Here is a 15,435-nt window from a genome sequence, read left to right on the forward strand (position 1 = left end):
CTTGCTAATAACATTAAAAAGTGTATTTTTGCGCCGATTTATGCGAAGTTTGCATAAGCAACAACAATTAAGAAATTTATCATATACTGATATTTATTACATTTAATAATGGCAACAAATAGAACTTTTACAATGATTAAACCAGATGCTGTTGAAAACGGACATACTGGTGCAATTTTAGAAAAAATTAATGCTGCAGGTTTCAGAATCGTAGCTATGAAAAAAACTCAAATGACTAAGCGTGATGCTGAAACTTTTTACGGAGTACACAGCGAGCGTCCTTTCTTTGGTGAATTAGTTGAGTTTATGACTCGCGGACCAATCATCGCTGCTATCTTAGAAAAAGACAACGCTGTTGAAGATTTTAGAACTTTAATCGGTGCTACAAACCCAGCTGAAGCTGCTGAAGGAACTATCCGTCAGTTATACGCTACTTCTATTGGTGAAAATGCAGTACACGGTTCTGATTCTGATGAAAACGCTGCTATCGAAGGTGCATTCCACTTTTCAGGTAGAGAAATGTTTTAATCTTTCGTTAGATAAATAATTAGATCGTTAGATTTATAGATATTAAAAACTCGTTACTTAACTGTAACGAGTTTTTTATTACCCTGTTATCATTATAAACTTTGAGCAGCAATCTCACCCTCAATACTAATATAGTTCTATCTAAAAGTTCAGCTATACCGTTTACAATTATGAATTAGGATTCTATTTAGTAGATATACTACTTAATTATATACCTTAATAACAACTTCAAAACCGAACAATAAACTCAAAAACAAATACTTAATACTTAATAGTTGTTTTATTAAAAAACTTCCTTTTTAAAACACATCAAAAGCCTTTATATTACATAAATTTGCCTTCCGCTTAAAAAAAGCAGAAAAATAATTCTACAACTTAAAATTAAAAAAATGACAAAAGATCAAGACCCAAAAGAAGCAATTCAACAAACAAAAAAAGTAGTATCAGGGGGTATAGTTGGCTGGCTAACAAAATTATTCTTAGGTAAGGATTTTGTTAACGAAACAAATGACATACTTGAAGCTTCAGAAGCTCAAATTGATTTAGTTGGTAAACAACAAAGATTAATTACAGAAGGAATATCTGCTAAAGCTAAAGTTTCTCTAGTGCAAGACACAGGATCATTAGTGAATTTCGATCCTATTATTCTGTTAAGCCTTCATGTTGAACCAGAATCTGGTGAGAACTTTGACATTAGTACTACAACACATGTCTCTAAACTATCTATACCTAAAGTTGGAGAAGTAATTAATATCAAGTATGATTCTAATGATAAATCATCATTAGTTATTGTTTAACTTCAACTTAATAAAGAAACCTAATAAAACTCGTTACAATTATGTAACGAGTTTTTACTATTGCAAAAGCTTGTTTTAGTAGCTTATTACACACCGCTATTAAAGCAAGTTTTTTACTCTTACCCTAGCTACAATTCATTTATATAATTCTCTACACACTTTATTGTATTTACATATTTATGAGGAAAGCTCAGCGTGACGCGCTGACGGTTTCGTTGCGTTGAGGAAATGCCAGCGAAGCTCGCTGATGGTTTTGTTGTGTTGAGGAAAGCTCAGCGAAGCTCGCTGATGGTTTCGTTGGATTGAGGAAAGGCCAGCGAAGTTCGCTGACGGTTTCGTTGCCTTGAGGAAAGCTCAGCGTGACGCGCTGACGGTTTCGTTGGGTTGAGAAAAGCTCAGCGAAACTCGCTGACGGTTTCATTGCCTTGAGGAAAGCTCAGCGTGACGCGCTGACGGTTCGTTGGGGAGTATTCAATAAAGTGTGTCAACAGCGATATATAGAACAGTTGCTACTTCGTAAAACATCTTTTATCCCCTAAATAACTTAGCTTATGGTATTCCGTAAGAATTTGTACACATCTTGTAGTAAGTTCGTTGGAGTTGTATAATTAATTAACAAATAGTAATAACTCGTTAATAACTTTATTTCAGGTAAAGCACTAGTTTTAATATATTTGATAGCATATAAAAATTGCTAAAAATTCCGCTTATCCTACCCTTAAGAGAATATAACAGTAATTTTATTACGTATATAAACTAGTTATGCACAATGCCAAAAAAAATCCCAAAACATATCATCAAACTTTGTCAAAGAATTGATTTTTTAACTGAATGCAAATTTTCAGAAGACGATATAAAGCTTTTTTTAATAGAAATTCGTGCAGAACTTTATGACGAATATTTCTTAAGGGAGATTTGCGATTTTGTTGCACACCCTGAAAGAGACAAAGGAATATGTCATCGAAGAGTTGATTCAAGATATGCCAAACAAAAGTTTATGAAGGAAGGTTCTGAAAAAGTTAAAGATTCTGTTGCAAATAATCCCAATAAACCTTGGAACTTTTTTTCTGACCAAATTTTATCATACATAAAGGTGGAAGAAATCGACAAAAAATTATTTGAAATCATCATTATCGAAGGTATAGAGGAAATATCTGAAGAAACTTTTCTTCAATATTATAAAATGACCAAAAGAGAAGTTCAAAATTTAGTCAAAAGTTCTTACTCAAAAAAGAATGGAAAATTCATTTTAAAACCTTACATAAAAGATAATAAAAAAGAAAAAATTGACGACTTACTAAAGTTTATAAGGGGAACTATTACAGGAAAACCTGCTTTTACTCAAACTGAAATTGAAGGAGAATTAATTAGAGCTATAAATAGAATTCAAAACAAATATTTATTTAAAAAAATAGGATTTAATGAACATACTCTTAATGAGATAATTCTATGTATTTTATGCATACTCCATAATATTATTTTTGAACTATTTGATAATACTAAAGGTGATTCATATTTACATTTTCAAAAAAACGAAGAATTTCCAGAAAAGTCAACTCTATCTTTAATGGCTGAAACAAGTAATTTTCATTTTCCTATTATTTCAACAAAATTATTACTTACCGATTATATTGAAAAACCTGAAAAGATAATTGAGGAGGGCAACCTAAATGACTTAGTGAATGCGGTGAGAGATTTAGATGGTAATTTAAAACTGAAAGAACAAAGTGCATAACAAGGTATAAAAAACACAGAGCGTTTGTGCTAAACCGAAACGAAAGTGCTCATCACCTGCCCTACGTTTCTTATACTAACCGTTTGCTGTAATTAAAAAATAAAGAGAAAAAGATGCGATTAGCAGAAATAGCAAAACAATTAGGAACAAATAAAGAAATAATGGATTCATACTGGGAATACCATGAAAGAAAACAGAATTGGTTTTTTTCTCCAAATCCAAATTTAGATGGAGCTACAAGAAGACCTATGTTTCCAAGTCTTATAGATTGGAAAAAATTAAAATCATCTGAGAGAAAACGAAAATGGAATAACCTTAGTATGAAGCAACGAATGACAATTTCAACTCTTGCTGGGTTTGGGTATGAAGGGAGGGGAATTAACTTAGACAATATATCTCACTTTTCTAGATTAAGAGAAGCTTGTATGAGTAAATGGAAAGTAAACTTATACAGTGTGTTCTGGAGTGATTTAGGAAACGGAAAACGTTGGCTTTGTAATGTTTTTGTTGGTGATGCTATTTATTTATACGGTTTAAATAACTTTACTTCATCAAATAATCATTATTATGACCCAGAACAAATCTATATGGGTAAATCTTCTTTAAGAAAACGAAAAAATTATAAAGATGTTCAAGTTGGAGATATTGTTGTTTTTGGAAAAGGACATGTAGAAATTATTACAAGTATTCAAAAATATTGGGTTGCTGATGATGGGTTTTGCTCTATCGGCGCAGGCAGAGGTAGGGGTAGATCTTATATGGGGAGTATAGAATGTGACGGGGCATTAACACTTTCAGGAAAAAGAGAACTAAATAATAGCAATCACACTTACTTTTACATATAGAATGCGAAAATTTTATTTTTTATCTTGTTTGTCTAATTTTCTAATACTGCTTTTAGTTGGACAGTTTGTTTTTCCTTTAATCGAAGGAATAGTTAGTAATCACATAAAAAAATTTACCGAAATCAGTAGTTACGTAAATTATAGTTACTATTTCTATTTTTTTGTGTTTTGGTGGCTTGCACCATTTTCAATACTTTTAATAAAAAATTACTTAAAACATTTATTACTTTTTATTACAATAAATATATTATTAGCGGTCATAATTTTAATAAGCTCTTTTAAATATGGTTTTGAAATAATTTTGTATGACCTACTGTTATTTATAGTGCCAAGTATGGTAATTTCTATTTTGATTTATTATTCTCAAATGATAATTGGAAAAAAACTACTACCAACAAAGTATAAGCGTAATGCGGAGTAAAGTGCTAAATACGAAAAAATAGACTATTATAACCTTAAGGTTAAACAAAAGTGAAGTGCTTCTAACCTCGCACTACGCTTATACAAGCCGTTAAGGGTAAGACAAAAACTGAAACCGAAGAAAATGATAAATTTATATTGGCCGATTTACAAAAACCTTGAAAAAGAAATAGTTGAATTATCAAATTTAATTCATTTCGATGACCAACAACTGAGTGTTTACTCGGTAAAAATTTCAGAATTATTAATTAGATGTTCAGTAGAAATTGAAGCAATTTCAAAGGAATTATATTTTCAAAATGGGGGAACTAAAGAAAATAATACTGATTTATTTTTTGATATGGATTGTTTAAAATTTTTAGAAGAAAAATGGGATCTAAGTAAGAAGAAGGTTATTGTAAGTTCTTCAAATTTCTTTTTCACAAAACCAAATAACAGAGTTTTTAGACCTCTAAATAAAGCTAACAAAAGAGGGACAAGTGGTTCTAAATGGAAAAGAGCTTACCAAGCAGTAAAACATAATCGCACAGAAAATTTAGAAAAAGGAAATCTTGAAAATTTACTCTTAGCAACGGGGGCCTTGTTTATATTGAATTTATATTATCGAGATGATACGTTCGAACTGAAAAAAAACAATAATGCTGACTTTGCAGAAAATTTATCTAATATTTTTAATGTAAAAGTACACACGTGGCGAGGAGACGATAGAAGAGAAGGTTCTTACATAAAAAAGGATGATTTTGAAGAATGTGTTTACCTCGTTAAATGGACAGATGATTATAAGAGTAAAATGAATACATTTTCAATAGAACAAAATAAACACTTGAACGAATTAATTTTTAAACATCCTAAAATATCAAACTACATAAATAATAACCTTATAGAAGAAGGTAAAATCAAACAAGCTGAGTTTACAAAATTCATAGAGAAAAGAGAATATTTTAAACTTTTAGATATGAAAAAAGAATATGCTCCAATGATAAATCTTGCATCCCACAAAGCTAAGGAAAAACTTAGTTTTGATTGGTTTTTACCATCTGAATTTGAAGGGATTTTAAATAAAAAACAACAAATTTATACATAACTCAACCCATAAGAACTAAAGTCAAAAACAAGTAAATTTTATACTTTTTTAAACCAAAGTACTTTTATAATTTGTGTCATATGGTAAACCACTTTTTACTATAGCAAAAGCTTGTTTTAGTAGCTTATTACATACCTTGCATTCTACACCAACATCAGTTTTTTAACAAGCTCCTCTCCTATTTCCTCATTAATCATACGTATAATCTTATCCTTACCGTAACTTAACTCTTCTCGTAGTACCGAAGAAGACAAACGAACAATTAAAGTTCCGTTTTGTAGTTTTACTTCACTGGTGTACGAAGCTACTCCAGCACCCATCAGTTTTTCCCAAGCTTCGTCAATATGAATTTTTTGAAACCCTTTTTTTAACTTATTATTCTCTTGAATAAAACTTCCCATCAAATCTTTTAATGAAAAACTATCATTTTCTCTTTTAGCCATTAGTTTTATTTTTATCTTACTTGTCTAGCAACAACATTATAACTTAAAAATCTGATATTCTTGGTTACTCTTTTTTATCACCTCTTCTGTTCTATCAGCATGTGTATCAGTAATAAAAATTTGCCCAAACTCATCACTATTTACCAAGTCAACAATTTGGGTTACCCTATTTTCATCTAACTTATCAAAAATATCATCCAATAACAAAACTGGCGTTACATTAGATTGTTTCTTTATGAACTCAAATTGTGCTAATTTCAATGCTATTAAATACGATTTTTGCTGCCCTTGAGAGCCAAATTTTTTAATAGGATGCTCTTCAATTTCAAAGTTCAAATCATCTCTATGAATCCCTACTGATGTATACTGTAGCATCTTATCCTTTTCTAGGTTTTGTTGTAGCAAATCCTCTAAAGCCATATCGTGCAACTGACTTTTATAACGTAAGTTTACCTCTTCATTTGCTCCTGAAATAATTTGATGTTTTGCGTTAAAAATAGGCACAAACTCTTCTAAAAAAATCTTTCTTTTATTATAAATAATCGTTCCATATTCAACTAACTGTTCATCATATACTTTTAAATTTAACGCATCAAACGTTCTATTTGCAGCAAAATATTTTAGCAATGCATTTCGCTGACTCACAGTTTTAGTATACGAAATTAAAGTTTGTAAATACTTTTTGTCTTGCTGAGAAATTACTCCGTCAATAAATTTACGACGAGTTTCGCTACCTTCAACAATTAAATCTCTATCTGCAGGAGAAATTATTACCAGTGGTAACTGTCCAATATGTTCTGAAAATTTTTCGTAGGCTTTTCCATTTCGCTTTAACACTTTTTTTTGCCCTCTTTTTAAAGAGCAAATAATTTTTTCTTGCCGATTATTCAATAAATAATCACCTTCAACCATGAAAAAATCTTGACCATGACGAATATTTTGTCCTGCTATTGAATTGAAGTAACTTTTAGCAAATGACAAATAGTAAATTGCATCAAGTACGTTAGTTTTTCCAATACCGTTACTTCCTACAAAACAATTTATTTTCTTTTGAAAATCAAAAGTTTGCGATTCGATATTCTTAAAATTAACCAAAGAAAGTTTTTGCAAATACATGAATAAGCCTTGTTACTGAAAGAAAGCGCAAATTATCGAAAATTTACGAAAAAACGACTTTTAAAATCCAATTAAAAAAACTATTTTTGTCGCCACTAATTTTTTAAGCAATTATGGCTACATACAAGAAAAGAGGTTACAAACCTAAGAAAGAAAAGGTTACAAATGAAGTAGAAGAAACTTTTGATGAGACACAAAGTACTACAGCTGAAGTATTTAATACTTTAGATGATACAGCGAATAAATCAGAAGAATGGATTGAAAAAAACAGCAAGCCATTATTTTACGGATTAGTAGCTATTGCAGCTGTAATTTTAATGTACTTAGCTTATAATAAATTTATTGCTGAGCCAACACAACAAGAGGCTTCAAATGAATTAGCATATCCAAGAGCCCTATTTGAAGAAGCTGCAACTTTTGCTGGAGCTAAAGCAGATTCTATCTATAACTTAGCTTTAATAGGAGGAGTTGATGGTAAATATGGTTTTATTGATGTTGCTGAGCAATTTGGAGGAACAAAAGCAGGAAACTTAGCAAACTACTATGCTGGTATTTCTTACTTAAAAATGAAAAAATACGAAGAGGCTATCGAGTATTTAAGTGACTTTAGTTCTGATGATGAACTATTAGGGCCTACTGCATTAGGAGCTATTGGTGATGCTTTTGCTGATATTAACCAGCCAAAAGATGCTTTAGACTACTATCAACAAGCAGCTAATAAAAAAGACAATCAATTTACTACACCTTTATTTTTATTCAAAGCAGCTCAAGTTGCAATGGATTTAAAAGAGTATGGTAAAGCTGAAGAACTTTATACAACCATTAAAGAAAAATACGCTGACTCTGATCAAGGAAGAGATATTGAAAAATATATCAACAGTGCTAAATACGCTCAATAATGGCAACAACAAATTTATCTTATTACGATAAAACAACAATCCCAAATGCGAAACCTTTTCGATTTGGGATTGTTGTTTCAGAATGGAACCCTGAAATTACGGGAAACCTTCACAAAGGTGCTATTGAAACTTTACTAGATTGTGGAGCTACAGAAGAAAATATTATCTCTTGGGATGTTCCTGGTAGTTTTGAATTAGTATACGGAGCGAAAAAAATGATTGAAACACAAAAACTAGATGCTATCATCGCTATTGGAAATGTGATTCAAGGTGAAACAAAGCATTTCGATTTTGTATGCGAAGGAGTAACACAAGGAATTGTAGATTTAAACATTAAATACGATGTTCCTCTAATTTTCTGTGTATTGACAGACAATACCAAACAACAATCTATTGATCGTTCAGGCGGAAATTTAGGAAACAAAGGAATTGAATGTGCTGTAGCAGCAGTTAAAATGGCGGCAATTAAAAATCATGAACGTACTTCAAACTCATTAGGTTTTTAATCAAATTCTTTTTTTAGATAAACATTATTAAAAAGCGTATAGGTTGTACAACTTAGACGCTTTTTAACTTTAATTTACTCACTTTTTTTGACCACCTCTCTATAATTCAGTAACTTTGGAATTCGTCTTATTTGGTGTGATTTTTGTTCCACGTAAGCTATTAAAGAAGCAACAATTTTATGGGATTTATCAAAAAAGAAAATAAAAAATTTGATTACAAACCTCGTTATTACAAAGGAGATGGAAATCCTTATGAAATAAAGCAGAAGTTTGATCAATACAGAACTACTATTGGAAAGAAAAAAGGTTTAAAAGGAAAATTTAATGCTGCTATTGACGAATTTAAAGAGTCTGGCTACAAGCTAAATAAAACTATCGTTGTTATAGCGTTAGTTTTAACGCTTATTTTTTTGTTTTTTATCGATTTTGACCTTTCAATCTTTTTCTCAAAAAATAATTAAATGTCAGATATTATACAGCTACTACCTGATCATGTTGCGAATCAAATTGCTGCTGGAGAAGTGGTTCAACGCCCTGCCTCTGTGGTAAAAGAATTGGTTGAAAATTCAATTGACGCTGGTGCTACTTCTATCACCTTATTGTTAAAAGATGCTGGAAAAGCCTTAATTCAGGTAATTGATGACGGTAAAGGAATGAGTGCAACCGATGCTCGTTTGAGTTTCGAACGTCATGCTACTTCTAAAATTAAAGATGCACAAGATTTATTCAACTTAAATACTAAAGGGTTTCGTGGTGAGGCTTTAGCTTCTATTGCTGCTATTGCACATGTTGAATTAAAAACGAAGCAAGAAGATGATGAATTAGGTACACAGATAAAAATTGAAGGTAGTGAAATAACTTCTCAAGAAGTAGTTTCAACAGCAAAAGGAACTAGTATTGCTGTTAAAAATTTATTTTTTAACATTCCTGCACGTCGTAACTTTTTAAAATCAGACACTGTTGAAACGCGTCATATTGTTGATGAATTTCAACGTGTAGCCTTAGCGCATCCTAATATTTCTTTTTTATTACATCATAATAACAACGAAGTTTATCATTTAAAGAAAAGTAACTTACGTAAACGTATAGTAGCTATTTTTGGAACGAAAATGAATGAAAAATTAGTTCCTATTAATGAGCAAACTGATATTATTACAGTTAATGGGTTTGTAGCTAAACCAGAATTTGCAAAGAAAAAACGCGGTGAGCAGTTCTTTTTTGTTAATAACCGATTTATAAAAAGCTCGTACTTAAATCATGCAGTAGTAAATGCTTTTGAAGGGCTGTTGGAAAGTGGTTCACACCCTTCGTATTTCTTATATTTAGAAGTACCTGCAAATACGATTGATATTAATATCCACCCTACAAAAACGGAAATTAAGTTTGATAACGAAAAAGCTCTATATGCTATTTTACGAGCTACTGTAAAACATAGTTTGGGACAGTACAATGTAGCTCCTGTATTGGATTTTGATAGAGATTCTACTTTAGACACTCCTTACGATTATAGTAAAAAAAGTGGCTCTTCTGTTCCTCCGATAACCGTTGACCCTACCTTTAATCCTTTTAAAACTGAAACTAGTTACAAAGAGCCTTCTAGCTCGAGTAGCTCACCAAAAAGCACTACAACACACAGTTATCAATCTAATTTTAAAAAAGATACTGGAAGTTGGGAAGCTTTATATACAAATACTGATACTATTGAACCTGCTCAACAAGAGCAACTTTTTGAGTCTGAACAAGAAACTGAAACTGGAAAAACATTCCAAATTCAAAAAAAATACTTGTTAAGCTCTATAAAATCAGGAGTGGTTTTAATTCATCAATCTTTAGCACATCAACGAGTTTTATACGAGGAGTTTTTAGAGAACATTACTGTTAAAGAAGCAAGTAGTCAACAATTATTATTTCCTGTGAATATTTCATTCTCTTCATCAGATATTGAAATGATATATAGCATAAAGTCTGATTTAGAAAGTGCTGGTTTTATGTTTGATGAATTCACCAAAGAAAGTGTGGTAATTGCTGGAATTCCAACCTCAATAAGTGAAAGTCAAATTACCCTTATTTTAGAACAATTATTAGACGATATCAAACTTGAAGTACCTGATACTAGTTTTAGTCATTTTGACGTAATGGCAAAATCATTTGCTAAGTCACTAGCCATAAAAACAGGAACTACTTTAAACCATAAAGAACAAGAAAACTTAGTAAACAACTTATTTTCTTGTAAAGAACCTAACATTTCACCATTTGGCAAACCTACGTTTAAAACATTAGCTTTAAACGAGATAGACGCCATTTTTAATAAATAAAAAGTAATATGCCTAGATTAACACAAGCCATAAAGCATTTAATAATCATTAACGTGATTCTGTTTTTTGCTCCGCAGTTATTAAATATGGATTTAACTAATCTATTTGCTTTACATTATCCTAAAAACGAACATTTTGGGGTTTGGCAATATGTTACGCACATGTTTATGCATGGCGGAACTATGCACTTAATCTTCAACATGTATGCTTTATGGGCTTTTGGTACTCCACTTGAACAAATGTGGGGCCGAAACAAATTTTTGTTTTTCTATTTTTCTGCAGGAATTGGCGCTGGTCTAATTTACACTTTTGCCAATTATTATCAATTTAATGGAATATACGAACAACTAATTGGAATGGGTATTTCTCCCGCTGAAATTCAAAACATTTTAACCTCTGGACAATATAACGACAGTTTAATTACCTTGTCTAATAAAACTATGAGTGAGTTTTACAGCTTGTATCACACACCTGCCGTTGGTGCTTCGGGTGCTATTTATGGAATTCTAGTTGCGTTTGGATTAACTTATCCTGATGCTAAACTAGCATTGATTTTCTTCCCTGTTCCTATTGCTGCCAAATACTTTATTCCTCTAATTATAGTAAGTGACTTATTCTTTGGTATGACAAGCTACTCTATTGGTAACATTGCGCATTTCGCTCATATTGGTGGTGCTATTATTGGTTTTATTATCGCATGGTACTGGAAAAAAAATCAATTTAAATTTCGTTAATTTAGTATCTTAACTTGTCTTTATTCTAGATGTCATAAAATATGAATATACTCGAAAACTTAAAATATAGATTTAAACACGCAGGGATTGTTGAGCAATTAATTTATGTGAACTTAGCTATCTTCTTACTTGTTTTTGTTACCAATACTTTTGGATTTCTTTTTCAATTAAAAACCAACTTTTTAGTAGAGTGGCTAGCACTACCTGCCAATTTTGATGACTTTTTACTAAAACCATGGACGATTATAACTTATGGTTTTTTACACACTAGTTTTTTACACATCCTACTAAACTTAATTGCCTTATTTTATATTGGGCATTTATTTCAGCAATATTTTACTTCTAAACAATTACTTAGTTTTTATTTATTAGGAACACTGTTTGGAGGAATTATTTTTGTTGCTAGTTATAATTTTTTTCCTGCCTTACAAAACGTTGCTCATAATAGTGTTCTATTAGGTGCTTCGGCAGGTATCTCTGCTATTTTTATTGGTATTGCTACCTACATACCTAATTACGAATTAAAATTCCCGCTAATTGGTTTTGTAAAACTATGGGTGTTAGCTTGTATTTGGATTGCTATTGATATTATTCAAATTCCTGCAGGTAATGCTGGGGGTCATTTAGCACATCTTGGAGGAGCTCTACTAGGCTTTTTCTATGTTCGTAGTGCTAGTAATAAGGAACTGGATATTTTTAAATCAATAAATCAGCTATTTACTAAAAAAGAAAAAAAGCTAAAAACAGTTTATAAATCTGGTAATAAAACACCAAAACCAAACGTTGATAAAACAAGAAACCAAGAAGAAATTGATGCTATATTAGATAAGATCAGTAAATCTGGGTACGATACTTTAAGTAAAAGTGAAAAAGAGTTTTTATTTAAACAAGGAAAAAATTAGATGAAAAAGTTTTCGATAGCTCATAAGTTTTTATTTTTTATCAATTCAGTTTTTGCAGCTGTTTTACTGCTATCGTATGTACTTCCGTATATATCACCGCAAACAATTCCCTTTCTTTCTGTTTTTGGATTGTTTGTTCCGTTTTTAGTTATTGTAAATATTTGTTTTTTTGTGTATTGGCTTATAAAAATGCACAAAAATGCCTTCTTATCTATACTTGTCTTAGCCATAGGGTGGTTTATTTCTACTCCCCTAGTTAAATTTTCAAACAAAGAAGTAATCTTAAATGATGATTTAAAAATAATGAGTTATAATGTTCATCTATTTAATCATTACAAGCATGAAGATGACGTAACCACTGAGCAGAAAATTTATGAATTTATTAATAATCAAAGTCCAGACGTTATTGCAATACAGGAGTTTTACAACTCTAAATTACTTGATATTAAGCTTCCATACAAATACGTAAAAACAAAAACGAAAACTAATAAGTTTGGGTTGGCTATTTACTCCAAACACCCCATTATAAACTCTGGTTCGCTTGATTTTAAACACAGTGCTAATAATACTATCTTTGCTGATATTCTTATTAAGAAAGACACAGTTCGTGTATATAATGTACATTTAGAATCATTAAAACTGAATCCGAAGAAAGAAAATTTTGGAGAAAAAAATTCTGAGCGTTTATTTAAACGTTTAGAAAACGGTTTTGTAAAACAAGTAAATCAAGTCGAATTAATCCAACAACATGAGTATTCATGGAAAGGAAAAAAAATTGTTTGTGGTGATTTTAATAATACTGCCTATTCTTGGGCTTACAAACAATTAGCTACTCATAAAAAAGATGCTTTTATTGAATGTGGAATTGGCTTAGGTAAATCTTTTCGATATACCTACCCTATGCGTATCGATTTTGTTCTGACAGATACCAAGGCAACAATTAATCAGTTTAAAACTTACGGAGACATTAAACTTTCTGACCACTACCCAGTTATGGCTCGCTTACATTGGTAACTTTATTTTTAATTCGGTATAAAAGTGTATTTTTAACCAACTTAAAAATAAAACTATGAAACAACACTATGATGTTGCTGTAATTGGCAGCGGACCATCAGGAGCTTCAACAGCTTTTTATTTAGCCCAAAAAGGTATTTCAACTGTGATTATTGAAAAAGAAACTTTACCCCGTTATAAAACATGCGGAGGTGGTTTTGTTTTTAGAGGTCGTAAAAACTTACCTTTTGATATTGAAGAAGTAGTTGAAAAAGAGTTTCATACTGTTGATATTTATTTGGGAAAGAAACTTCATTTTAAAACGCATAGAGAGCAACCTACTATTTCTATGATTATGCGTGATTCTTTTGACAATCTTATTACGAAAAAAGCAAAAGAGTTTGGTGCCACATTACTAGAAAATCACAAACTAAAAACATTATCTTTTTCTGATGACATTATTACTCTTGAAACATCTCAGGGGAATTTTACTACTAATTTTGTAATTGCTGCAGACGGCGCTTTGAGTCCAACAGCAAAAATGGCAGGATGGAAAGAAGATACTCGTAAATTAATTCCTGCTTTAGAATATGAAGTAGAGGTTTCTGATGAAGACTTTGAACGTTTATCTAAAGAAGTTCGTTTTGATATTGATGCTATTCCTTATGGCTATGCTTGGAGTTTTCCAAAGAAAAAACATTTATCTATTGGAGTTGCTTCAGCTAGAAGAACTAAAATTAACTTAAAAGAACACTATCAGCAATATTTACAAACTTTAAATATTACTAATATTATTAATGAATCTCAGCATGGGTTTCAAATTCCTGTTGCTCCTCGTACAGACGGATTTGTTAAAAACAATGTGTTTTTAATTGGTGATGCTGCTGGTTTTGCTGATCCTATTACTGCAGAAGGAATTTCCAACGCTATTTACAGTGGTAAATTAGCTGCTGAAGCTATTATTGAATCTAAAAAAGAGCCAGAATTAGCTGCAAAATTATATCTAGAAAAGATATCTGAAAACTTACTTCCAGAAATAAAAACAGGCTTGTGGCTCTCTAAGTGGTTTTACGAGCAAAAAAGTATCCGAAATATTTTACTAAAAAAATACGGTCAGCAGTTTAGTGAAGCCATGGCTGATGTTTTTCATGGAGATAGAAGCTACCCTAAAGACATAAAAAAAACAATAACTAAACGAATTAAAGATTTAGTTTTTTAAAAACTCAAGAGCAACCTCAAAAGGTTGCTTTTTTATTTTCAAAATTCTTCCACTTATACTTAAAAATTCAGCACTTATCCTGAAAAGACTTTCAGTATGCTATTTTTCCATTAACTTGCTGTAAGTTCATTGGAACAATTATTGTAATTCTAAATTTTACACACAAGTGAAAAAAACTAAAACTGCCTCATTTTTGAAGCTTCCTTTTCTCTTCGACATAGCTAAGCTTTTATATGATTATTCTTTAGTTGTAAACCAACATTGGATTCCTCACTTTAATACATCAGGGTATGAGGGAGAATGGAAAGCTATTTCCTTGTATGCTAAAAACGGGGATTCTTCTAATATTTTTGCTATCCAAAATGGAAATAACACTGTTATAGAGACTCCAATAATGAGTAACTGTAACTATTTTAAAGAAGTTATTAGTTCTTTTAAATGTCCTATTTTATCTGCTCGTTTATTACGATTAGGTGTGGGTGCAGAAATAAAACCTCATCGTGACTACAAACTAGGTTATGAAGATGGAAACTTTCGTTTACACATTCCAATTACTACCAACAGTAAGGTTCAATTTGTTTTAAATAATGAGAAGCTGAATATGTTACCTGGTGAATGTTGGTATACCAATGTAAATTATGAGCACTCTGTTGCTAATCATGGAAAAGAAGATCGTATTCATTTAGTTATCGATGCTGAAAGAAACGAATGGTCTGACTCTCTATTTTTTTCTCTTGCTCCAAAAGAAAGCTTCCAACCTATACAAGAAGAAATTGAATCTCCTGAAACAATTCGCTTGATTTTAAACGAATTAAAACATCAAAATGAGCCTGCTTCTGAACAGTTGATTTTTGATTTAGAGCAGAAAATATTAAAATTTACTTCAAAATAACACCTTT

At 31.0% G+C, this 15,435-nt stretch carries 16 protein-coding genes and 1 pseudogene; 14 read left to right on the plus strand and 3 right to left on the minus strand.

Going from position 1 to position 15,435, the window contains the following annotated elements:
- The first annotated feature begins 108 nt into the window (after positions 1-108).
- Together ACQYZ7_RS08165 and ACQYZ7_RS08170 are read left to right on the plus strand one after the other, a co-directional pair.
- Positions 109-528, plus strand: coding sequence for a nucleoside-diphosphate kinase (locus ACQYZ7_RS08165; protein WP_028892988.1), 420 nt, complete (start codon positions 109-111; stop codon positions 526-528).
- 389 nt (positions 529-917) lie between these two features.
- On the plus strand, positions 918-1,325 hold the full coding sequence (locus ACQYZ7_RS08170) for a hypothetical protein (RefSeq protein ID WP_430729283.1): 408 nt from the start codon (positions 918-920) through the stop codon (positions 1,323-1,325).
- Positions 1,326-1,332: 7 nt separating this feature from the next.
- Here the strand turns inward: ACQYZ7_RS08170 and ACQYZ7_RS08175 are convergent.
- Positions 1,333-1,499: pseudogene (locus ACQYZ7_RS08175) on the minus strand (IS110-like element ISCaa14 family transposase); the annotation flags it as partial.
- A gap of 595 nt (positions 1,500-2,094) precedes the next feature.
- On the opposite strand from ACQYZ7_RS08175, the gene ACQYZ7_RS08180 reads away from it, so the two are divergent.
- The 3 genes from ACQYZ7_RS08180 (at position 2,095) to ACQYZ7_RS08190 (ending at position 5,409) form a co-directional block, all read left to right on the plus strand.
- Positions 2,095-3,060 (plus strand): hypothetical protein, encoded by a 966-nt coding sequence (locus ACQYZ7_RS08180; RefSeq protein ID WP_430729284.1) that lies wholly within the window; start codon positions 2,095-2,097, stop codon positions 3,058-3,060.
- Positions 3,061-3,173: 113 nt separating this feature from the next.
- The gene (locus ACQYZ7_RS08185; protein ID WP_303506548.1) at positions 3,174-3,905 is read left to right on the plus strand and encodes a hypothetical protein; all 732 of its coding nucleotides are present in this window, start codon (positions 3,174-3,176) and stop codon (positions 3,903-3,905) included.
- A gap of 544 nt (positions 3,906-4,449) precedes the next feature.
- The gene (locus tag ACQYZ7_RS08190) at positions 4,450-5,409 is read left to right on the plus strand and encodes a hypothetical protein (RefSeq protein ID WP_430729285.1); all 960 of its coding nucleotides are present in this window, start codon (positions 4,450-4,452) and stop codon (positions 5,407-5,409) included.
- 143 nt (positions 5,410-5,552) lie between these two features.
- On the opposite strand, the gene ACQYZ7_RS08195 is transcribed toward ACQYZ7_RS08190, so the two are convergent.
- Together ACQYZ7_RS08195 and recF are read right to left on the minus strand one after the other, a co-directional pair.
- Positions 5,553-5,852 carry a DUF721 domain-containing protein gene (locus tag ACQYZ7_RS08195; RefSeq protein WP_099215390.1) on the minus strand — a complete coding sequence of 100 codons (300 nt, stop codon included), beginning with the start codon at positions 5,850-5,852 and terminating at the stop codon, positions 5,553-5,555.
- Between the two features lie 36 nt (positions 5,853-5,888).
- Entirely contained in the window at positions 5,889-6,968 is a 1,080-nt protein-coding gene (gene recF, locus ACQYZ7_RS08200) for a DNA replication/repair protein RecF (protein ID WP_430729286.1), read from the minus strand.
- Positions 6,969-7,081: 113 nt separating this feature from the next.
- On the opposite strand from recF, the gene ACQYZ7_RS08205 reads away from it, so the two are divergent.
- The 9 genes from ACQYZ7_RS08205 to ACQYZ7_RS08245 all read left to right on the plus strand — a co-directional run bounded on the left by ACQYZ7_RS08205 (position 7,082) and on the right by ACQYZ7_RS08245 (position 15,428).
- Positions 7,082-7,867 carry a tetratricopeptide repeat protein gene (locus tag ACQYZ7_RS08205; protein ID WP_430729287.1) on the plus strand — a complete coding sequence of 262 codons (786 nt, stop codon included), beginning with the start codon at positions 7,082-7,084 and terminating at the stop codon, positions 7,865-7,867.
- Positions 7,867-8,373 (plus strand): 6,7-dimethyl-8-ribityllumazine synthase, encoded by a 507-nt coding sequence (gene ribH, locus ACQYZ7_RS08210; protein ID WP_430729288.1) that lies wholly within the window; start codon positions 7,867-7,869, stop codon positions 8,371-8,373. The genes ACQYZ7_RS08205 and ribH overlap by 1 nt, the downstream gene beginning before the upstream one ends.
- A 179-nt stretch (positions 8,374-8,552) precedes the next feature.
- Entirely contained in the window at positions 8,553-8,834 is a 282-nt protein-coding gene (locus tag ACQYZ7_RS08215; protein WP_430729289.1) for a riboflavin synthase subunit beta, read from the plus strand.
- On the plus strand, positions 8,835-10,688 hold the full coding sequence (mutL, locus tag ACQYZ7_RS08220) for a DNA mismatch repair endonuclease MutL (protein ID WP_430729290.1): 1,854 nt from the start codon (positions 8,835-8,837) through the stop codon (positions 10,686-10,688).
- Between the two features lie 8 nt (positions 10,689-10,696).
- A complete protein-coding gene (locus tag ACQYZ7_RS08225; protein WP_430729291.1) occupies positions 10,697-11,422 on the plus strand; it encodes a rhomboid family intramembrane serine protease in 726 nt (241 codons plus the stop codon).
- 41 nt (positions 11,423-11,463) lie between these two features.
- Positions 11,464-12,324 (plus strand): rhomboid family intramembrane serine protease, encoded by an 861-nt coding sequence (locus tag ACQYZ7_RS08230; protein ID WP_430729292.1) that lies wholly within the window; start codon positions 11,464-11,466, stop codon positions 12,322-12,324.
- Complete coding sequence (locus tag ACQYZ7_RS08235) at positions 12,325-13,338, plus strand: endonuclease/exonuclease/phosphatase family protein (protein WP_430729293.1); 1,014 nt, start codon at positions 12,325-12,327, stop codon at positions 13,336-13,338. It abuts the gene before it with no gap.
- Positions 13,339-13,393: 55 nt separating this feature from the next.
- Entirely contained in the window at positions 13,394-14,536 is a 1,143-nt protein-coding gene (locus ACQYZ7_RS08240; protein ID WP_430729294.1) for a geranylgeranyl reductase family protein, read from the plus strand.
- Positions 14,537-14,702: 166 nt separating this feature from the next.
- On the plus strand, positions 14,703-15,428 hold the full coding sequence (locus ACQYZ7_RS08245; RefSeq protein ID WP_430729295.1) for an aspartyl/asparaginyl beta-hydroxylase domain-containing protein: 726 nt from the start codon (positions 14,703-14,705) through the stop codon (positions 15,426-15,428).
- The last annotated feature ends 7 nt before the right edge of the window (positions 15,429-15,435 follow it).

The sequence above is a fragment of the Tenacibaculum sp. SDUM215027 genome, from assembly GCF_050566205.1.
Taxonomy (GTDB): domain Bacteria; phylum Bacteroidota; class Bacteroidia; order Flavobacteriales; family Flavobacteriaceae; genus Polaribacter.